20 protein-coding genes and 1 other RNA gene are annotated in these 20,976 nt (G+C 42.8%); 4 read left to right on the top strand and 17 right to left on the bottom strand.

The window, feature by feature from the left end; all coding sequences use genetic code 11:
* Positions 1-892: site-specific integrase (locus Q0A12_RS09600; protein ID WP_291292429.1), on the top strand; the 892-nt coding region annotated here is incomplete at its 5' end.
* Positions 893-990: 98 nt separating this feature from the next.
* Here Q0A12_RS09600 and ffs read toward each other — a convergent pair.
* The 10 genes from ffs to Q0A12_RS09550 form a co-directional block, all read right to left on the bottom strand.
* Positions 991-1,086: signal recognition particle sRNA small type (ffs, locus tag Q0A12_RS09595), an RNA gene on the bottom strand.
* A gap of 27 nt (positions 1,087-1,113) precedes the next feature.
* Positions 1,114-1,620 (bottom strand): tRNA adenosine(34) deaminase TadA, encoded by a 507-nt coding sequence (tadA, locus tag Q0A12_RS09590; RefSeq protein WP_291292430.1) that lies wholly within the window; start codon positions 1,618-1,620, stop codon positions 1,114-1,116.
* Positions 1,621-1,886: 266 nt separating this feature from the next.
* Positions 1,887-2,222: a hypothetical protein gene (locus Q0A12_RS09585; protein ID WP_291292428.1), complete on the bottom strand. Its 336-nt coding sequence runs from the start codon at positions 2,220-2,222 to the stop codon at positions 1,887-1,889.
* Between the two features lie 68 nt (positions 2,223-2,290).
* Positions 2,291-3,649 (bottom strand): RsmB/NOP family class I SAM-dependent RNA methyltransferase, encoded by a 1,359-nt coding sequence (locus Q0A12_RS09580; protein WP_291292427.1) that lies wholly within the window; start codon positions 3,647-3,649, stop codon positions 2,291-2,293.
* Positions 3,650-4,036: 387 nt separating this feature from the next.
* Positions 4,037-4,672 carry a hypothetical protein gene (locus Q0A12_RS09575; RefSeq protein ID WP_291292426.1) on the bottom strand — a complete coding sequence of 212 codons (636 nt, stop codon included), beginning with the start codon at positions 4,670-4,672 and terminating at the stop codon, positions 4,037-4,039.
* A gap of 83 nt (positions 4,673-4,755) precedes the next feature.
* Positions 4,756-5,472 (bottom strand): zinc metallopeptidase, encoded by a 717-nt coding sequence (locus tag Q0A12_RS09570; RefSeq protein ID WP_291292425.1) that lies wholly within the window; start codon positions 5,470-5,472, stop codon positions 4,756-4,758.
* 85 nt (positions 5,473-5,557) lie between these two features.
* Positions 5,558-5,893 (bottom strand): zinc ribbon domain-containing protein YjdM, encoded by a 336-nt coding sequence (locus tag Q0A12_RS09565; protein WP_291292424.1) that lies wholly within the window; start codon positions 5,891-5,893, stop codon positions 5,558-5,560.
* Positions 5,894-6,151: 258 nt separating this feature from the next.
* Positions 6,152-6,979, bottom strand: a complete 828-nt coding sequence (gene dapF, locus Q0A12_RS09560) for a diaminopimelate epimerase (RefSeq protein ID WP_291292423.1) — start codon at positions 6,977-6,979, stop codon at positions 6,152-6,154.
* 17 nt (positions 6,980-6,996) lie between these two features.
* Positions 6,997-8,301: a diaminopimelate decarboxylase gene (gene lysA, locus Q0A12_RS09555; protein WP_291292422.1), complete on the bottom strand. Its 1,305-nt coding sequence runs from the start codon at positions 8,299-8,301 to the stop codon at positions 6,997-6,999.
* Between the two features lies 1 nt (position 8,302).
* On the bottom strand, positions 8,303-9,481 hold the full coding sequence (locus Q0A12_RS09550) for a M20 family metallopeptidase (RefSeq protein ID WP_291292421.1): 1,179 nt from the start codon (positions 9,479-9,481) through the stop codon (positions 8,303-8,305).
* 187 nt (positions 9,482-9,668) lie between these two features.
* On the opposite strand from Q0A12_RS09550, the gene dapA reads away from it, so the two are divergent.
* The 3 genes from dapA to dapD are packed head-to-tail and all read left to right on the top strand — an operon-like array spanning position 9,669 to position 12,044.
* On the top strand, positions 9,669-10,550 hold the full coding sequence (gene dapA, locus Q0A12_RS09545) for a 4-hydroxy-tetrahydrodipicolinate synthase (protein WP_291292420.1): 882 nt from the start codon (positions 9,669-9,671) through the stop codon (positions 10,548-10,550).
* Positions 10,551-10,562: 12 nt separating this feature from the next.
* Complete coding sequence (gene dapB / locus Q0A12_RS09540; protein ID WP_291292419.1) at positions 10,563-11,318, top strand: 4-hydroxy-tetrahydrodipicolinate reductase; 756 nt, start codon at positions 10,563-10,565, stop codon at positions 11,316-11,318.
* A gap of 12 nt (positions 11,319-11,330) precedes the next feature.
* A complete protein-coding gene (gene dapD / locus Q0A12_RS09535; RefSeq protein WP_291292418.1) occupies positions 11,331-12,044 on the top strand; it encodes a 2,3,4,5-tetrahydropyridine-2,6-dicarboxylate N-acetyltransferase in 714 nt (237 codons plus the stop codon).
* A gap of 189 nt (positions 12,045-12,233) precedes the next feature.
* Here the strand turns inward: dapD and Q0A12_RS09530 are convergent, their stop codons facing one another.
* The 7 genes from Q0A12_RS09530 to Q0A12_RS09500 all read right to left on the bottom strand — a co-directional run bounded on the left by Q0A12_RS09530 (position 12,234) and on the right by Q0A12_RS09500 (position 20,891).
* Positions 12,234-13,190, bottom strand: coding sequence for a bifunctional oligoribonuclease/PAP phosphatase NrnA (locus Q0A12_RS09530; protein ID WP_291292417.1), 957 nt, complete (start codon positions 13,188-13,190; stop codon positions 12,234-12,236).
* 57 nt (positions 13,191-13,247) lie between these two features.
* On the bottom strand, positions 13,248-14,579 hold the full coding sequence (locus Q0A12_RS09525; RefSeq protein WP_291292416.1) for a DRTGG domain-containing protein: 1,332 nt from the start codon (positions 14,577-14,579) through the stop codon (positions 13,248-13,250).
* Positions 14,580-14,619: 40 nt separating this feature from the next.
* Entirely contained in the window at positions 14,620-15,300 is a 681-nt protein-coding gene (locus tag Q0A12_RS09520) for a metal-dependent hydrolase (protein WP_291292415.1), read from the bottom strand.
* Between the two features lie 195 nt (positions 15,301-15,495).
* Positions 15,496-16,938: an MFS transporter gene (locus Q0A12_RS09515; protein WP_291292414.1), complete on the bottom strand. Its 1,443-nt coding sequence runs from the start codon at positions 16,936-16,938 to the stop codon at positions 15,496-15,498.
* 354 nt (positions 16,939-17,292) lie between these two features.
* On the bottom strand, positions 17,293-18,975 hold the full coding sequence (locus Q0A12_RS09510; protein WP_291292413.1) for a ribonuclease J: 1,683 nt from the start codon (positions 18,973-18,975) through the stop codon (positions 17,293-17,295).
* Between the two features lie 567 nt (positions 18,976-19,542).
* On the bottom strand, positions 19,543-20,460 hold the full coding sequence (locus Q0A12_RS09505; protein WP_291292412.1) for a peptidyl-prolyl cis-trans isomerase: 918 nt from the start codon (positions 20,458-20,460) through the stop codon (positions 19,543-19,545).
* 158 nt (positions 20,461-20,618) lie between these two features.
* A complete protein-coding gene (locus Q0A12_RS09500) occupies positions 20,619-20,891 on the bottom strand; it encodes a hypothetical protein (protein ID WP_291292411.1) in 273 nt (90 codons plus the stop codon).
* Positions 20,892-20,976 lie beyond the last annotated feature (85 nt).

Here is a 20,976-nt window from a genome sequence, read left to right as displayed (position 1 = left end):
CAACTATACTAACATTATGAAATCTTTTAAGAAGAACGATAATCTTAATTTGAAAGCAAAAATAAAAAATACAGATAGTCAATTTTTTCAAAAATTTATCAACTCACTGACCTTCTCACACATTCAAAAATCAAAATACAAGTCAGTCCTGAACATGGCTTTCGATTACGCAGTAAACATGCAGTATTTAAAAGATAATCCATTGCACAAGGTTACGATACCTAAACCGCCTAAAACTCTTGAGACATTTTCTAAGGTACAAGATCTGTTCCTTGAAAAGGAAGAAGTGGATCGTTTATTATCTGCCTACTATTCTTCTCATCAATCTAAACGAATGGGAATGCTCGTAGAATTTATGTATTTAACAGGAGTAAGAATCGGTGAAGCGATAAGTCTGCAAGTGAAAAATTATAGGAAGGAAGAAAAGTTACTAGACATTCACGGTACGTTAGACTATTCAAAAGGCTATAAAAACGCAACAAAAGAATTACCTAAGACAGACGCCTCGTATAGAACAATAGGAATATCTAATCGAGTTATTGAAATTTTGGATGAAGTTATTTTAGAAAACAAGCTGAAGTATAATCATTATGATAACGACAGCTACATTTTTATAGGCAAAACGGGATTACCAATCCAAGTGAATACATTCAATGCCGCTCTAGATTATAATAATGAGAAGCTTGGGGATAAAAAAATAAACAAAAAGCTGCATTCTCACATTTTTAGGCATAGCCACATTTCTTTATTATCTGAATTGAACATACCCATAAAAGCTATAATGCAAAGAGTAGGCCATGACGATGAAAAAACTACACTGAAAATTTATACTCATGTAACTGAAAAACAAAAAACCGATATTGTAGAAAAATTAAATAACCTAGGATTCTAATCACTAGGTTATGGTTTAAATTATTAAATTTTCAATTCTGCCCCTTTTTTGCCCCTTGACCTGTTATCTATTCAAAATAGGTCTTTCAACAGGCTACCTAATAGGGATTCAATCAGACACATGGAGACTCCTGCTTAGTGCTGCTTCCTTCCGGATCTGACACGCTTCACAAGACCTCCATTGTCCTAGCCTTTCGGCAAAACTTAGTATAACGTATTTTTCTATAGATTACCAGACTTTTTTTGTTTTTTCTTTTGGCGCAATGCTCGAAAAAAATCTTTCAGCAATTGTCCGCACGCTTCTTCTAAGATCCCGCCTTCGACATAGGACCAATGGTTGAAACGCTCATCTTCCAACAGATTCAGCAAGGAACCCGCGGCACCGCCTTTGGGATCATAGGCACCAAAGTAAACTTCTTCGACGCGAGCCAACATCATTGCACCGCTGCACATAGGACAAGGTTCCAATGTAACAAATAACTGCGCTTGTTCCAAGCGCCAGCTGTCGATGGCTTGGCAGGCTTGCTGGATGGCAAACATTTCGGCATGCGCTGTGGCCTCTTGCTGTTTTTCCCGCAAGTTGTGGCCTCGACCAATAATTTGCCCATCTAAAACAACGACCGCTCCAATGGGGACCTCGGCGATTGCTTCTGCTTTTTGCGCTTCTTTCAGTGCTTCACGCATAAAATATTCTTTTTCACTTTGTGTAAGGGTACTTTCTTTCTTCAAAATGATTCCTTTCAATTCCATTGGGATAAATTCAGATACTGACACTGTCTCGATAAAAAAGTATCGGCAACTTCTTGGCGCAGTCATTCAGTAATAGCTCTTGTTTTATTGCTATTGCTCCCAATGCTTATTCTTTTATCTGAACAAAAAAAGAAGCGCCAAGTGAAGCCTAGTCAAACAGCTGCTATGGCAGGACAACCACTGGCAGGTTCTTTCAACTATCTTCTGGCCGCTTCTAACATCCTTCTATCAAAGGAGATACTGGCTTAAAAGACTGCATCAATAAAGCTAGTCAATTTGTCTTTGACATTCTCTGTTGCATCTTTGACGTTATCTCCATAAACCGAGACTTTATGACGGCTGTCTTTGACTTTCTTCATGACGCCTAGCAACGCATCTAAATCTTGATCCGTCAAATCATCGACGACACCTAGTAATTTTTCGTTGCCATTAAATTTGTCGTCAACAAACTTTTTCACTTTGTGACGGTTGCAAGCGAAGCGTACTTTATTCACGACTTTGTCTGAGACAACGACTGCTGTTGAGATGCCAGCAATTGCCGCAATACTTAATCCAATCGTTACTTTTGTTGATGTTTTCATATCGATCAGCTCCCTTTATTTGCTACTTCTATGATAGCACGACCGATCAAATAAAAATACTATTTCGTTTATTCCGGAATAAACCGCAATCCTTTCGGAAAGAAGTTTTTCACCACACCTTGTACTTGTTTGCCAAAGCCAACTGGAACCTCTGCTACCTTTAAGATAACCCAACCTTTGTTTCCAGGTACCGTAATTGTTTCACCAGCCACATATTTCTGCCATTGTGAAAAATCAATCGACAAAAACGGTGCTGCATCATTTTCTTGGATTGCCATAGCCAATGCAAAGCTCGGTTCGATCCGATTTTTTTTCACAGTCCCAACGTGAAGCCCCGGACGCAACACGCGAATCCCTTTTAGTGATGGCAATTCGTTAGGAACTAACCATAGATTGTCGCCAAAAAGCTGAATATCGGCAGTCCGTTCTTTTAAAAATGGATAGTCTTCTTGGAAAGCTTGCCAGAGTGAGCGGGTGACAGAATCAAGCCCAGCTTTTTTAGCTTTTTTCGCTTTCTTTGGCTTTGCAGTCTCCGTTCCATGGTAGGTCAGCTTTGCGGCAAAATGGCCTTCTCCTTGATTTTTGTGCGGCCATAGCCGAACTGGCTTTTCAATTTCCGGAATAGTGGACCACTCCCGGCGACCATGAGACACATTTGCCACTTCAATCGGTTCAATGGAAAAAGGATAGGTCGTCACTAACCATTCAATGATGGCTTCATTTTCTTCTGGTGCAAACGTGCAAGTAGAGTAAATCAACTGTCCGCCAGGCTTTAACATCGCAACCGCTTCTGCTAGAATTTCCTTTTGGCGCTGGGCACAATGCAACGGCGAATCCACTTGCCATTCTGCAATGGCCACAGGATCTTTGCGGAACATTCCTTCTCCTGAGCAAGGGGCATCGACTACGATTTTGTCAAAAAAATGTGGAAAGTGCGGCGCCAGTTCTTGCGGCGCATGGTTCGTCACCACCACATGACTGGTCCCCCATCGTTCAACGTTTTCCGATAAGATTTTTGCGCGTTTGGTAAAAATCTCATTGGAAACCAATAAACCTTTGCCTTGCATCTGACTTGCTAATTGGGTGGTCTTCCCTCCAGGCGCTGCACAGAGATCCAGCACTTTTTCTCCTGGTTGTGCATCTGCGATGGTAGCAACGATCATCGCACTTGGTTCTTGACTGTAAACATAACCTGCTTGATGAAGCAGTGACTTTCCTTTGACTTCGCCAATAAAGGCATTTGTGGCGTAGGGTGCCGGAGTCTTATCCGGTCCAAACTTTTCCAACATCCATTCTGCCTGAGGCTTCAATGGATTCAATCGGAACCCTTTTACTGGGTGTCCGTTTTCTAAAGCAGTGAAAAAGGCCTCTGCTTCGACACCTAGTAACTGCTGATATTTTGTAATAAACGCTGCTGGTAATTTCACACTGATCCCTCCTAAGCTCTCTTATCATAGCGAGTGCTTAGGGATTGTGCAAGTAGCGTTGCCCGATTTTACAAAAAAAAACTGTGGCAAAATGCCACAGAGAAAAATCATTTCCCAAAACAAGAACTACGGCAGAACTTACGAAAGCCACCAACAATGCCGCTCGTCCCTCTCGGCAATCCTCAAGACTTCTATTTCATTGCCATGACTAGCACTGCATTACTTTTCATGAGGTAGGGATCCTTCTGATTACCGTCATCCGTTCACGATATTTTTGCTGTTTTCACCGCTAATGGACTTCTTCTCGTTATTGCATGTACCTTTGACGTAAAGACAAGATTTCCACTTTGTTTATTGCCGGTGTGTTGGCTAACATTAAGCCTGTCGTCATTTAAATAAAGCTTTCTTGATGGTCTTTTCAATGATTGGCACGGAGACATATTCATCCCAGAATTTGATCAGTGGTCCAACTAGAAACGCGCTGATAAACGTGCCCACGCCGATGGGTCCTCCTGTGATCCAGCCCAATGTAGCAAATGCGACATCCTGAATTACTCTGACAACCCGATAATTGGCTTTCGTCTGATCGACAATCGTCGGTGCGATGGCATCATAGGGCGCACTTCCCACATTGGCGGACATATAAAAGGAGGCACCAAAGGTAAAGAAGAGAATACCAATAACCAAAAAGAGACCCATTTGCAGCCACCCCGTTGGCGAGATTCCCAGCAACTCGAAGATTTTCGTATAAAAATCAATAAAAAAGCCCGTCAAAACCATATTGATCACTGTGCCGATCCCAATATGTCGACGGCCAAAAAAGAAAACCAAAATCAATAATACAAGATTGATCAATAATTGATAGACGCCTAACGAAAGACCCAAGCGCTCACCTGTGCCAATATTGGCAGCAGTGTAAGGGTCCAATCCGACTCCTCCTATACGAAGCAAGGATGCGCCAAAAGCTAGAACAGCTACCCCGATCAATGCAAAAAGTGACCGCAGCCACGTTTCTTTTTTCATCTATTTCCCACCTCTTTGTTTTTATTATAACGAGAATTCAAAAAAAAAGGAAACTTGAGGGTTCTCAAGTTTCCTGCTTTTTGTTAGTCACGGCGGTTGTTATTACCGAATAAGATGATCAAACGTAGTAACTGCAACAATGTTGCTACTGCGGCAGCGACATAGGTCAGTGCTGCGGCAAACAATACTTTACGAGCTTGTGGTACTTCTTCTTCCGTCAAGAGACCGCCATCGGCTAAAATCTGTAACGCTCGTCTTGAGGCATCAAATTCGACTGGCAAAGTCACCAATTGAAAAATAAATGCCAATGAGAACGCCAAGATACCAAGATTGATCAAGAAAGAACCTCTTAGAAGAACGCCAATCAAAATCAATGGGATCGAAACCGCAGAGCCAATGTTGGCTATTGGTACGATCGCATGGCGGATACGTAACGGTAGATAGCCTTTGGCATCTTGTACAGCATGGCCACATTCATGGGCTGCGACACCAATAGCTGCCACAGAAGTTGATTGTGCGGTTGCTTGTGATAAACTCAACATTTTGTTGCCGGAATTGTAATTATCGGTCAAATCTCCTGCAATTGCTTGGACACCGACATTATTGATTCCTTGGCTTTCCAAAATATATTGTGCCGCTTTGGTTCCCGTAATGTTGTTGCTGCTGCTTATTTTGTCATACTTGCTAAAAGTACTTTTAACGTATGCCGAAGCCGCCATCGAGATGACCATCCCGATAATGACTAAAATGAATGTTGGATCATAGAACCAACCAAAACCGTAGCCACCGATTCCATACACGATGAAATCCCTCCCTTTCGTCTTTGACCTTATTTTACCATTAATCGGTTAAAAATATTATGAAGAAGAACGGAAGTTGTTTTTTTTAAAGTTTTTTTACAAATTCTGATTTTAATTTCATCGGACCAAAGCCATCCACCTTGCAATCGATGTTGTGATCGCCTTCTACAAGCCGGATATTTTTGACTTTCGTTCCTTGTTTGATAGCCCCAGAGGCGCCTTTGACTTTCAAATCTTTGATGACTGTCACAGCATCGCCGTCTTGGAGAATATTTCCATTCGCATCTTTGACGACAGCCGCGTCAGTGCCGCTCTCTTCTGTTTCTTGCCACTCATTGCCACATTCAGGGCAGACAAATAAGCCGCGATCCTCATACGCATAGGCAGATTGGCACACAGGACAATTTGGTATTTGAGACATAATTTTTTACTCCTCATAGTAATTTATTCTGTTTTTTTTCAATGAAAGGATCCTATCGTGAAAAAACAAACATATCTGTAGAATACAAAATTTCCTGCGATCCTGCAACAGCTTACGCAAAAAAACAAGCGACAAGGCTTGATCTGCTGTCGCTTGCTTTTGCTTGATTAGTTATCCATTGGTTTTTTTGACAACTTGTTTGTACGCAATGAACAGGCGTCCGTTTTTATTCGGTTGCTCTTGTTTGCTGCTGGTTCACTACAGATGGAGGTTTTCGTCTAAGATACGTCCTTCAGAAACCAAAATCGCATCCCCAATCAATTGAAGCTCTTCTGATGCAACTTCTACTTGCAGCTCTCCACCTAAAACTTGCAGCACCAGATTTGCCTCAGGCTGTTTTCTTCGTTGCGCCACTACATAAGCGGTTGCGCCGGAGCCAGTTCCACAAGCATAGGTAAAGCCTTCAACACCTCGCTCATAGGTGCGGACAATAAGCTCTCCTGCTGAATCGACATCGTAAAAATTGACATTGGCGCCTTTAGGGAATGCGGACCAATAGCGGATCCGTTGCGCTAGCTCCGTCAATGTATCTAAGGATGTGTCTTGCAGTCCGGGATACTTCACCACCGCATGGGGGATTCCCGGATCACCTAATTCGATATAATCGAGAAAAGGTGCCTTGGCATCAGCAAAAGATTGATCAAATTTCGCAACGGTAGGAGGATTTAACGTCACTTTGTATTGTTGCTGATTCATGCGCCAAGCAGGAACTGGCCCTGCCACCGTTTCGATCACCATTGCTGCTGAAGCAATCTTATTTTCATAGGCGTAGCGAGCAATACAGCGGGCACCATTGCCGCACATTTCCGCTTCGGTGCCATCGGCATTATAAAACCGCATCCGGAAATCGCCGGTTTTTTCTGGATGATCCACTGCCATCACGGCATCTGCGCCAATTGAAAATTTCCGCTGGCAGACTTGTTTGGCTAGTTTAGATAGCTGTTCTGAAGAAAAAGCGTACCTTCGATTATCGATTACGATAAAATCGTTGCCGGCACCTTGCATTTTGGTGTAAAAGATTTCCATGATTTCACCTGCCTGTTTTATTCCTTCGCCAAAAATGACGGGATACGTTCATTTTGAATCAACTGCTGATAAGTCTGACGTTCAACCACTAATTCTGCGTGACCTTTTTCAACAAAAACCACGGCTGGAATCGCCAGTTTGTTATAATTGCTGGCCATTGAATACCCATAAGCTCCCGTTGCAAATGTGGCAAAGAGATCTCCTGTCTGTACCTTTGGCAGCTGCAAATCTTTGACTAAAATATCGGTACTTTCGCAGGCCTTTCCAGAGATTGTGACGGGTTCGACAGCTGCTTCTGCTGCCCGATTGGCTAGGATCCCCGTATATTCAGCTTGATAAAGACCGGGACGAATATTGTCGGTCATGCCCCCGTCAATACTGGCATAGGTCCGAATCTGCGGCAATGTCTTGATCGTCCCGATGGTATGCAGACTGATGCCCGCCTCTGCTACGATACTGCGTCCAGGCTCGATCACCACAGTTGGACGCAGGAGCTGATGTTCTTGGCAAAAGGTCTCGATCGTCGCCATCACTGGGTCCAAAAAGTAAGCATAGGGTTGACGAATATCGTTTTCTGTATAGCGGACACCAAAACCGCCGCCAACATTCAATTCTCTGACGGTATAGTCAAATCGGTGATGGATTTCCAAAATCAGCGCTAGTGCAGCTTCTGTCGCAGCAAGATGGGAACGATTGTCAGATAGCTGACTGCCAATATGGAAATGCAACCCATAAAAATCGATTTCCGGCGCTTCGATCACTTCTTTGATCAAAGGAAATAATATCTCTTCATTCAAGGGAATCCCAAATTTTGAATCTTTTTGACCAGTTGAAATAAAGGCATGGGTCTGGACATTCACTTCCGGTGTGATACGGAACATCACGTTTGCTGTTCGTTGTTTCTCCTGACACAGACCTCGAATCAACCCGATTTCCTGACTGCCATCGACAATGATTCGCCCGACACCATAATCAATGGCCATCGCCAACTCCTCGATCGATTTATTGTTGCCATTAAATTCGATCTGTTCCGCAGGAAATCCTGCTTGGATCGCTGTGTAAAGTTCACCGCCACTAACGACATCCAAAGACAACCCTTCCTCATGGATCAGACGTAGCATGGCTAATGTATTGAAGGCTTTCGAAGCATAAGCAGCGCGGGTATTTTCATAACGAGACAGAAATTCTTCTCGCAGGGCCTGACATTGAGTGCGAATCTCAGTCACCGAGAAAACATACAGCGGTGTGCCAAACTCTTTTGCTAATGCCACTGTATCGCAGCCATCCCAAAACAAGTGATTGTCTTTAATCTCTTTGATCATCCTAGTGCCCCTCTCTTGGTGTCTGATCGTTATTCAATCTTTCGATCAATTGCAGGTAGCATTCAATGCCTCCTAGTAACACGGTTTCATCAAAATTCATTTTATTGCTGTGTAACGGATAGGTATAGCCTTTTTCTTCATTCCGAGTGCCGACAAAGAAAAAGACGCCGGGAATTTCTTTTTGGTACATGGAGAAATCTTCTGCCAACATATAGGGCGGTGTTTCGATATAACTGTCACCAGCAACCTCTCGAACAGCATCCACCATGTCTGGATCATTGTCTACCACTCGATACAAGTGCTCAAAAGTCACTTCTGCCGAGCAGCCATAGCCTTTAGCGATTTCTTCTGCCGCTAGTTTCACTCGTTGCGTCAATGTCTCATAGACCTCATCTTCAAAAGCCCGCATCGTTCCATGCAACACGACTTCTCCGGGAATAATATTTTCGGCATCTCCTCCGTGAATCTTGCCGAATGTAATCACCGCCGAAGACAGTGGACTGATATTGCGGGAAACAATGGAATGAAGGCCTTGAATAACGGCAGCTGCTGCTAAGATCGCATCACTGCCTTGATGAGGTTGGGCCCCATGGGCACTTTCTCCGAGAATCCGAATCGTGATCTCGCCATTTCGAGCCATCATTGGTCCCTTGCGGCAAGCAATCACCCCTTCTGGATAGTCGGGGAAAACATGCAGGCCGACAATCTGATCAATGGCAAAATCGGTTAAGATTCCTTCATCAATCATCAACTGTGCCCCACCTGGTCCTTCTTCCGCTGGTTGAAAAATCAAAACGATGGTTCCGCGAAGAACTTCCGGGTGTTGGGACAAGTATTTTGCAAAGCCCAAAAGTGTCGCCATATGTCCATCATGACCACAGGCATGCATTTTACCCGGATGGTACGAAGCAAATGGAACATTGGTTTCTTCTTTAATAGGCAAAGCATCGATATCTGTGCGAAAGGCCAACGTCTTTCCTGGTTTTTCACTGCGAAACACAGCAATCAATCCAGTCTCTAAAACGAGATAAATCTCTTTGATTCCAAAAGACTGCAGCTGTTTAAGTAAGTAGTCCTTTGTTTTGAATTCTTCTAGTCCTAACTCTGGTATCCTATGTAATTCCCGTCGAAAGCGAATCACATCTTCCGTTAATTTTGTTACAGTTTGAGATATTTGCATTCATTGGCACCTTTCTTTCGTTTGATTGTCACTAGCGGTCATAAATGGATAGATATCCACCTTTTCATTGATATTGGATAATATTATAGTATATAATTCGAATAATCTATAGTATAAATAATCAAAATGTTTTGATTTTTGGTACAATTATAGAGAAAGTAAAAAGGTTGAAAGGATGTGGAGTAATTTGACGATTTTTAAAGGTTCTGGCGTTGCACTGATCACCCCGATGTTTCATGATGGTTCGGTGGATTTCGATAAGCTGAAGTCACTGGTTGAGTGGCACATTCAGCAAGGAAGCGATGCGTTGATCGCTTGCGGAACGACCGGTGAGGCATCAACATTGAATGATGAAGAACATATCGCTGTTATCGAGGCGGTTGTCAAGCAGGCTGCAGGCCGCATTCCGGTGATCGGTGGCACTGGTTCAAACAACACGCAACACGGAATCCATCTTTCTAAAGAGGCCCAGCGTGTTGGTGCCGACGCATTATTGGTTGTAACCCCTTATTACAATAAAGCAACAAAAAAGAGTTTGGTTACTCATTATAAGGCAATCTGTCAAAGCGTGGAACTGCCGGTCATCTTATATTCGGTCGCATCAAGAACAGGAATGAACTTGACTTACGACATGGTTGCTGAACTGAAAAAAATTCCCAATGTCAAAGGAATCAAGGAAGCTAGCGGAGACATCTCGCAAATTGCAGCGATCGCGCAGCTAGTCGATGAGGAGTTTTCTCTGTATTCCGGAAATGACGACCAAGTCACACCGATCTTGGCATTAGGCGGTTCTGGCGTGATTTCGACAGTGGGCAATATTGCCCCGAAACAAACAGCAACTTTGGTGGCAGATTTTCTTTCTGGAAATATTCAAGCAGCGATTCAGGAGCAGTTACGGCAAAAACCTTTGATCGATGCGATTTTTAGTGAAGTCAATCCAGTACCTATCAAAGCGGCGGTTTCCTTATTAGGAAAATGCGATTTACACTATCGGTTACCTCTAGGCCCCCCTGAGGAAGAAACAGTCAGCCGTCTAAAAAAAGAAATGGCTGATTATGGGCTGTTATAAGGAGGCAATCAAGTGAACCATATTTTATTGAGCGGTGCCAATGGCCGCATGGGAACAGTTTTACAACAGATGATTGCGGCCCACGCTGAATTTGTGATCAGTGCTGGATTAGACCGTCACCCTGAATCCAACAGCGGCTTTCCAGTCTATTCTGCTCCAGAAGCAGTCAAAGAACCTGTTGACTTGGTGATTGATTTTTCCCACCACAGCAATGTGGCAGGCCTACTTGATTTCTGTGTTGCCAACCAACTGCCTATCGTTGTGGCTACAACTGGACTAAGTCAAGCAACACAAGAAAAAATGGTCGCTGCTGCAAAACAGATTCCTGTCTTTTATTCTGCGAATATGTCTGTAGGGGTCAATGTATTGATCAAAGCACTAAAAACCATCACTCCAGCTTTGGAAGCAGATTTCGATATCGAGATCATTGAAAAGCACCACAATCAAAAAATCGATGCCCCAAGCGGCACCGCATTACTGCTCGCAGACAGCATCAACGACAGTTGTCAGGAACCAAAAGAATACCTCTATGGCCGTTCTGGCAACGACTTGACCAATGATCGAAAGCAATTAGGCATTCACGCGGTTCGTGGGGGTACGATTCCTGGCGAACACACAGTGATCTATGCCGGGGCAGATGAGATCATTGAATTGAAGCACACCGCATTATCTCGGGATATTTTTGCCAACGGCGCGTTGAAGGCTGCCGAATATCTTGTGCAACAACCAGCTGGACTGTACTCTATGGAAAATCTACTCGACAAATAAAGGTGGTAACGTATGACTGAATTACAATTTTCTGATCCTTATCAATTAGCAAAATATATCAAAGAAGCCAATAAGCAAACACCTGTCAAGGTCTATATAAACGGTGACCTTTCTGCTTGCTCTTCTGAAACACTGAAAATTTTTGGCACTGGCTCTTTTTACTTTATTATTGGAGATAGTCAAGAAGTCGCTGATTTTCTAACGACCAATCAAGAGAAAATCACTGATTTCTATTTAGAAAATGACCGTCGCAATTCGGCGATCCCATTGCTCGACTTAACAACAGTCGATGCCCGGATCGAACCAGGGGCTTTCATTCGCGATCAAGCAATCATCGAGAAAAACGCGGTCATCATGATGGGAGCGGTCATCAATATTGGTGCCGTCGTCGGCGAAGAAACTATGATCGATATGGGGGCAATCTTAGGCGCTCGAGCTACGGTCGGCAAAAAAGCCCATATCGGCGCTGGAGCCGTTCTAGCAGGTGTCTTAGAGCCACCTTCCGCTAGCCCAGTGGTTATCGAAGATCATGTGTTGATCGGTGCCAATGCAGTAGTTCTTGAAGGCGTTCGTGTGGGCGAAGGAGCTGTGGTTGCTGCCGGATCGGTCGTCACAGAAGATGTACCAGCAGGTGCGGTAGTGGCTGGCTCGCCGGCTAAAGTCATCAAGATGAAAGACGAAAAAACAGCCGGCAAAACCGAGTTTTTAGACGATTTGCGAGGCTGATCTCGCCTGTTGCAACTTGCAAAAAAGCGTATGACCCGCGAGTCATACGCTTTTTTTATTTGAGCAATTTTTTTACTACAGTTATTTACTACAATCAAAAACTCACCGATCATTCCCATAGCAAGTCCTAAGATTCCTCGCTGCTGGTTTTTTCTTCTGCAAAAGAACACTGATCATGGCGAATAACGTCTATGCTTGTTCTTTAAACGCTGAGACTGCTGCTTGGATTTCTTGATAGATAGCGGCCACTTCTGCTAAATCTGCAGCATTCGCCCCACTGGCAAGGGGGTGTCCCCCACCGTGATGACGTTTGGCGATTTCATTGATCACTGGACCTTTTGAACGCATCCGCACCCGATAATAGCCTTCTGGCTGCTCCACAAAAATTGCCCATGCTAAGACATCTTCAATTTTCCCTGGTAAAGACACAATGGCAGAGGTTTCTGAATCCACCACACCAAAACGCTGTTGGATTTCATTTGTTAGGATCAACTTGCCGGCACCTTGTGAATCGACTTCGATGTTTTCAAAGACATAGCCAGAAAGACGAGCGACTGCTCGGGAAACCTGATCGATTTGGCGATTGATTTTTGGCGCATCAAAGCCATAGTCTAGTAAGTCCGCAGCATATCGCAATGTAGCGGAAGTTGTTGCTGGATAAAGGAAACGACCAGTATCCCCTACAATTCCGGCATAAAGCAGCCGAGCAGCTTCTTTCGACATAGTCAGTTCTTCGGCAAACATTTTCCAGAATGCCGTGATCATTTCACTGCAGCTGCTGGCGGTTGTATCGACCCAGACCAAATCGCCATAAGGTTCATCATTGGGGTGATGATCGATTTTGATCAATTTTGCACCGGTGGCATACCGCTGGTCACTGACTCGTGGTGAATTGGCGGTATCTGTTACGATCACCAATGCCTCTTGATAAACCTCATCTTCAATCTCTTGCATCTCTGCTAAATACTCTAATCCTTCAACTGGTCCCCCCACCTGATAGATGGTTTTTTCGGGAAAGCTCGCTCGTAAAATTTCGGCCAAACCAACTTGTGAACCTAATGCATCGGGATCAGGCCGCTGGTGACGATGAATAATAATTGTTTGATATTCCTTGATTGCTGCGACTATTTTTTCTTGAACGTTCATTACCTATCTCCATTTTCTACGTATTTCTCTCTTGATTCCTCATTGCTGCTAGTTACTTTAAGGGCGTTCCATTACTTGGCAAACGACGATGGCTTTGGCAACCATCGAGTTTTCGATATAAACTTCAATATCGATCTTCGCGGAACGGCGGCCTAGTTCTAAAATTTTCGGCTGAATAATGATTTCACTCTCTAATTGGATCAAACGGAAATAATGCAGATTCACTTGCTCGATCCAGCTGTTTCGTCGTTGATTGACTTGCATCGTTCGTTTGGCCGCATTGGCGATCACTTCACTCAGTACCCCAAAGGAAATCGTTCCTACCTCGTTGACCATTTGCGGAGTGACGGCAAAGCGAAAGTTTGGTTGTGCCAGCTTATTGCCTTCATAATCTTGTTCGATGATTTGGATCTGTCCGGAAATTTGATCCGAGATGGTATCCGAAATCTGGGTCTGCCGTTGAACCAACTGCATCGCTTTCATGATGTCTTGACGAGTCACGATCCCGATCAATGACAAGTCATCTGCTACAACCGGCATCACTTCTAAACCGTCCCAAATCATTTGATGACTGGCAGAAGCCACGCTCATTTCTTTTTTTACCACCCGTGGTTCGCGAGTCATAATTCGTTCAATGATTTGAGTATCTGGTTTTTCCAACACATCTTTTGCCGTAATGATCCCAACCACACGCATATTCTTGTTGACCACTGGATAGCGAGAATGATTGGTTTCTTCTGAGAGACGCTTGTAATCTTTGACTGTATCAAAGGTATGCAAATATTTCGTTTTTTCCAACGGCATATAGATATCGCTGACCAGCATGATATCTTTTTTGATCAATTGATCACTCAATGCCCGGTTGATCATGGTAGCGACTGTAAAGGTATCATAAGTGGTCTGCAAGATCGGCAATTCAAGCCTATCGGCCAACCGGCAGTTTTCTTCTGATGTCTTAAATCCACCTGTAATCAAGACAGCGGCGCCATCTTCTAAGGCTAATTTATGAACTTCATTTCGATTCCCTACGATTACCAGTGAGCCGGGAGTAATATAACGCTCCATCGCCGATTCTTTCATCGCACCAATGACAAATTTATTCAAATCTTTATCCAGACCCGCTGCCCCGCCTAGGACATCGCCTTCAATGATTTGAACGACTTCCCCAAAGGTCAATTTTTCAATATGTTTTTTTAATTTTCGTTCAATCCGGATCGTTCCTACCCGTTGAATGGTAGAAACTAGTCCGATGTTTTCTGCATCTTTGATTGCTCGATAAGCGGTTCCTTCACTGACGCTCAAATCTTTGGCGATGCCTCGTACAGAGATGCGATCGCCTACCGGCAAGCTTTCGATATGCGCTAAAATCAAGTCATGTTTTGTCGCCATAATTCTCTCCTAGTTAGTAAAATTTGTCGCATACAAGCCCTCAGCAATGAATCGATTCTCCGACAGCCAAGACTTCCCCTACCCCTGGCAGCAAAGCGACAAAGGCATTAGGGTCTTGTTTGATCAGTGGAAACGTATTGTAGTGAACAGGTATAACTTTTTTCGCTTGCAACAAGTGTGCTGCAGCAGCGGCATCTTTCGGTCCCATGGTGAAATTGTCACCAATCGGCAAGAATGCCACATCGATGGAAAATTGTTCGCCTATCAGCGCCATATCACCAAAGAGGGCGGTATCACCTGCATGATAAATCGTTTTGCCTTCCGCTTCTACAATGATTCCCGCCGGATTTCCCATATAGATCATCTCACCGTCTTCTTCAAGGCCAGAGCTATGATGGGCTTGGACAAAGGAAACTTTGCCGAAAGGAAAGGTGTAGGAGCCGCCGATATTCATTCCATGCGTCTTCGTCACACCTTTTCCTGCGGCGTACTGACAAACTTCCACCACACTGATGATAGGTGCTTCTGTCCGTTTGGCGATAGCCACCATATCTCCTACATGATCACTATGCCCATGAGTGATCAATAGCCAGTCAGGATCAACCGTTTCTGCATCAAGATCGGTCATAGCGTTTCCATTTATAAAAGGGTCAAACAACAATTTTTGGCCGTCCTCCAATTCGATGGAAAGAACAGCGTGTCCATGAAAAGTGATCTTCATAACAATTACCCCTTTCTTATTCACAAGTAATACAGACTAATATTTTCTATTATAACAGACTAATACAAAATGCCAAGCAATCAATTCTGAGAATTCATTTCATCCTCACTGTTATTCTGCTCCATGATAAGAAAACACAAAAAAACTGTCCTAGTCCTTAGAAAAAAGAACTAGAACAGTTTTTTGAGTCATAGCTTATAGCGAATGTTTCCGGAAACCACCTTGTTTTTTGATCCGCCAGATGGTCATCACTAGTGCTACAGCACATAAGAGAAAGGCACCGAAGAAAGTCACTTTCATGCCATGATTGAAGATATCTGGTCGGCCATTGATGTAGGTTGTCACATGTTGCCCATAGGCACTACTCATCGCGGAATACAAAATCGTGGTGGACATCGCAATCCCTAGAACCATCCCTAAATTACGGGCAAAGGAGTTTAGACTGCCTGCCACACCTAAGTTCTCTTTGGTGACACTACTCATGACCATGGTATTATTCGGCGATTGGAACAATGAATTCCCTAAGCCCATGATCGCCGTCGCAATCACATAATACCAAATTGGGGTATTTTGATTCATAAACATGTACATCAATTGCGTAATTGATAGTAAAGCCAATCCAATCAGCACTAAGATCTCAGGTCCGACTTGGTCTGTCAAATAACCGCTGATAGGTGAGCCGATAACCATCATTAGAGGGAAAACCATCATCAGCATCCCGGCAACACTTGGTGTCAGTCCACGGGCATTTTGCAAATAAAATGGAATCACGACATTGACAAAGAAATTGGCAGAAAAAATCAGTAACGCGGTAAACAAGCTTAACGTAAATATTTTATTACGGAAAATACTGAAAGTAATTAGCGGCATCGCCACCCGTTTTTCAACTTGAATAAAGGCAATAAATGCGATGACTGCGACGAACATCAATACTAAAGGCAGCCACGTCAAGAAGCCTTGCTCTTGACCAATGAAAATCCCGCCAAAAAAGGTCAAGATGGCCACTGAAAATAACCCAAATCCACTTTTATCGATCGAGTTGCGGCTCATGGTGATGTCTTTAGGTAAAATTTTCTCACCGGCGATCATTGTCAGAATCCCGACAGGAACATTGATCCAAAAAATATAAGGCCATGAAAAATGAGACAATATGATTCCACCTAATCCCGGACCGGCAATGGAACCTAATGAAACGAAAGCACCAATCATTCCCAACGCTCGACCTCGCTCACTAATCGGAAAGACTTCCGTAATGATCCCAGTATTTGTTGCCATGGTCATACTTGCCCCAATGGCTTGAACCACCCGTGCAAAGAGCAAAAAAGCCAGCGAATGATTGAATCCACACAGTAAAGAGCCAACGGTAAAAATCAGCATCCCTAGGCGAAATACTTTGATTTTCCCCCAACTATCGCCAATTTTACCAAATAGCAGCAAACAAGCACAAACCACCATCAAATATACCGACACGACCCACTCTGCTTGATTCATGGGCACATCCATATTGGTCGAGATCGTCGGCAACGCAATATTCACAATGCTCCCATCTAATGTGGACATAAACGTGAACATCGCAACAGCAATCAAGATCCACCATTTTCTCTGCTGAACAAGTGCATCTTCTTGATAACTTTTCACACAAAACCATCCTTTCGTTCCAATCAATTTTCTTTTAACACGAGTATCTCCGTGGAATTGTTTATATTCAGAAAGAACTGTCACATCCCTAAAAACCAACTAGAACTCTCGGCAAGGAACATGTAGCTAGTATTCTCGGCACGGCCTCTTTCACACACTCTATGCCCTTTCGCCGCTTCCGCTTGTTGCCCCTCGTGACAAATAACTTTCAGCACATCCCCAAACGCCTAGCTAGTCTTACTTTTGTCTTAAAACTGTTTTCCTGGCCGTTCCTGTAGGAACAAGCTGGCACAGGAAAAGCAGACAAAGTAAAAACTAGGACGTTTGTAGCAGGCGTCCTAGTTTCTGGTGGCTTTATTTGCGTGAACGATTTCTTTGACTGGATTCCATGATCACAGGCAGAATCACTGGTCGGCGTTTTGTCTGTTCGAACAAGAACCGACTGAGGCGATCCCGAATGTCTTGCTTCAATTTACTCCATTCAAATTCTTCATCATGCAAATGTTTTTCCACGATCTCTGCAACGATCTCGCCGCTTTCCCGAATCAAGTCACGGCTGGCTTTGACATAGACAAAGCCGCGAGAAGTGATTTGCGGTGCTGCGATAATTTTCTTTTCACGACGGTTGATCGTTACTACAGCAACGAAAATACCATCTTCAGATAAGACTTTGCGATCCCGTAAAACAATATTACCGATATCGCCCACACCGATTCCATCGATCATGACATTTTCCGCTGGTACAGCACCAGCGGAATGCATTTCGCCTTTTGTATATTCTAAAACATCCCCGCGTGCGGTAATAAAAATATTCTTCAATGGAATGCCCACTTCATGCGCCAAATCCACATGAGCGGCCAATTGACGATATTCCCCTTGGATTGGCAGGAAGTACGTTGGCTTCATCAAATTCAACATCAGCTGCAAATCATTGGGATTCGCATGACCGGAAACCCGGAAATTATCTGAAATTTGTTTGACAGTTCCACCTGCTCGGTAAATGATGTCTTCCGTTTTGGCAACGACTGTTTCCATCGCTGTGGTAGGCGTGGTTGTAATATAAACAAGATCCCCTTCTTGAATCCGCAACGTCCGATGGGTGCCATTCGCCATTTTTTGCAACGCCTTGATCGGTTCACCCATCCGGCCAGTTTCTAAAATAAGCAATTGCTCATTGGCGTACTTTTTCATTTCTTTTTGTGTGATCAATAAGTCTTCTGCTGGTAATTTTAATTTACCTAGCTTCATCGCTGTCCGAATGATCCGGCCAAAGTCTTGACCAGTCAGGACAACCTTACGTCCAGAACGGTAGGCCGCATCTAGCACTTGTTGGACCCTTTGCAGATTGCTGGCTACACTAGCCACAATGATTCGGCCTTCCCAATAGCGAATGTTATCAAACACTTCATCTTGAATCGTTAATTCAGAAGCAATGGGTGCTGGATTTTCTGCATTGGTCGAGGTACTTAACAAGGCTAAGACGCCTTCTTTACCGATCTCTGCCAAACGTCCGAAATCCGTTTGATACATCGGAATAGCCGTTTGATCAAATTTGAAATCTCCTGTATAGACGATGTTTCCAGCGCTGGTTTTCACGCTGATCCCCACTGAATCAGGAATTGAATGGGTAGTTCGGAAAAAGCTGATAGTTGCATGCCCAAAATCGATTTCTGAATGTTCATCAATGATATGGAAATCTTTGAATTTCTTGGTTGCTTCGTTTTTTGCTACAGTCAATTTTGCCAATTCGATCGTTAGCTCTGTTCCAAATACTGGAACCGGAATGTTCTCCAAGAAATATGGCAACGCTCCAATAGCATCTGCATGTCCGTGGGTCAAAAAGACCCCTGCTACACGATCTGCATTTTCTTCTAAATATGTGAAATCAGGAATGACTGTGTCGATCCCTAATAACTCATTTTCCGGATAGCGGACACCGCAATCCAGAACAAATATATCCTCTCCAACTTCAGCAATGTACATGTTTTTGCCGTTTTCACGTACACCACCGAGAGGAATGATTTTGATAGTTTCCAATCTGTTCACCTCTTGATTTTTTTTACACTAATTATTTCCCTAGCCTAAGCCGTCTCTTTTATTATACAACAAAAAAAACAATTTTACTTGCAATCCGTCGTATAATCTCGCGATGTAAAGGTTTTCCATGGCCGTCACGGTTTAATATAGCGCAACCATGCGCAACTAAAAAGCCCTCAAAGGAATTCAAAAATACGGATATGCCTGATTTCAGATAACTTCTATCTAAGGTAAAAAAAGCCTAGATACTTACCAGAAAAATGGGAAAACAAAAAAGCAGGTGATTCAATCAATGTTTCTCTATCCCCCTCTATCTCTAGGAACTTCTTTTTTATTGTGACCAAATTTCTAAAATTTACCTAAGATTGAAGAGGTCGGTGTAATAAATATTGGAGCATTCTCACATCATTCTACTTGTACCTGACTAATAAAAAAGTCCTAGTTCTCCAACTTGAACCGGGACTTCTTTAGCTATTCTCTCTATTTGTCGAAATATTTATTTTTGCGATTCCTGTTGACGAGAATCTTTGAGACTTGATTTTTCCTTTCTTGATTTTTAGAAGGTTCTTATTTTTTTTGCTCTTGTTTACTGTCCTGATTAATCAATGAATCCATAATACTTTTTAACGTCGCATCTTTAATCTTCACATTTGCCGCTTTCAATTCTTGACTTATGGCTTGCTTTACAAATTTTTGATCAGCTAATTGTTTTTCAATTACAATTTGTTTTAGCTCATTCGTATATTTTTCCATATCCTCTCCTTTATTCTGGTTTCGTATCATTTTGACTATATAGTAGCTCGTTTGTTTTGTCATACTGTTTTTCACCGGAATAATATCAGAAATTTCGTTATTTTTTAGTTTGAAAGCTGCTTCTTTCATCTCTTCTGGTACAGACGCTGTATGTGAATGAAATTTTACTTTCCCTTCAGTTGAAGTTGAGTTTTGATCGCTTGCTTTTTTCTTCACTAACTCCGAAAAATCTTCTCCCTCCTCTAACGCTTGTTTCACTTTTTTTGCGTCCTCTTCATCTTTTAATTTGATTTGCTGGACCTCTACTTCTGGATGGAACGTTTTCCATATATCTTTTAATTTCTCTTGATTTACTTCTACCTTGGATTCCAAGCCCTTTTTAAAGGCTAGCTGTTGCTTTATTTTCTGCCGTAATTCTGCTTCAGTATTTCCAGACTTTGCCAATTGAGAATCGAATGATTTTCCGGCTTGTTCTTTGATTTTATCAAACTCTTTTTTAATATCCTCCTTAGATATTTCCTTTCCATATTTATTTTCATATATTCGTTCAATGACCATCTGCTGAATAGCCGAATCCGCTCCTCTGATCTTTTTTAGTTGATCAGTGATTTCTTTCTGTGTTATCGTACCACCTTTAAACGTTACTGCCGGGTGTTTTTCGTTGCTTTTAGAACAAGCAGAAAATAAAAGTAATCCTACTGACATAGTTATTAATGTAATTACTTTTCGCATCTTCACATATCCTCCATTTTTCTATCTTAGTGTGCGGATTCTCTCAGTTAATTATGAATGGTGATAACCAAGTGCATCCCTTTACTTAAAGAAGTCCTGGTTCTCCTGTTTGAACCGGGACTCCTTTAACCATTACCTATAGATGAAAAATAAATTTATCACGGTGATTTCTTTTCGTGTGACTCTTTGGATTTTGATTCCTCCCCCTTCTCCTGACCTTTATTTGATTCTTGTGTTTTAGGTAGCTGTAATTTAGGCGGCTGTTTCCTTGGAATCGGTTTCTGCGACGATTGTTCGGTACTGAATTTATTTTTTTGCTTCTGCTCGATTTTCTGTGATTTTTCTGGATTTTTTTTTGAAGTTCCGGATCCACATGCTGCTAAACTGATCATTGACAATGCTCCTACTACTACCAAAACAATTTTTTTCATAAAATCCACTTCCAATCTATTTTTTTTTGTCCTTGACACACCTTTAATTTAAGTGATTGGAAAGAATAATCTTGTTTTATTACAT

Origin of the sequence: Enterococcus sp., from assembly GCF_022711995.1 — a bacterium.
Taxonomy (GTDB): domain Bacteria; phylum Bacillota; class Bacilli; order Lactobacillales; family Enterococcaceae; genus Enterococcus_D.
The sequence above is the reverse complement of the archived record's forward strand: the minus strand, read 5'-3'. Positions and strand labels throughout refer to the sequence as shown.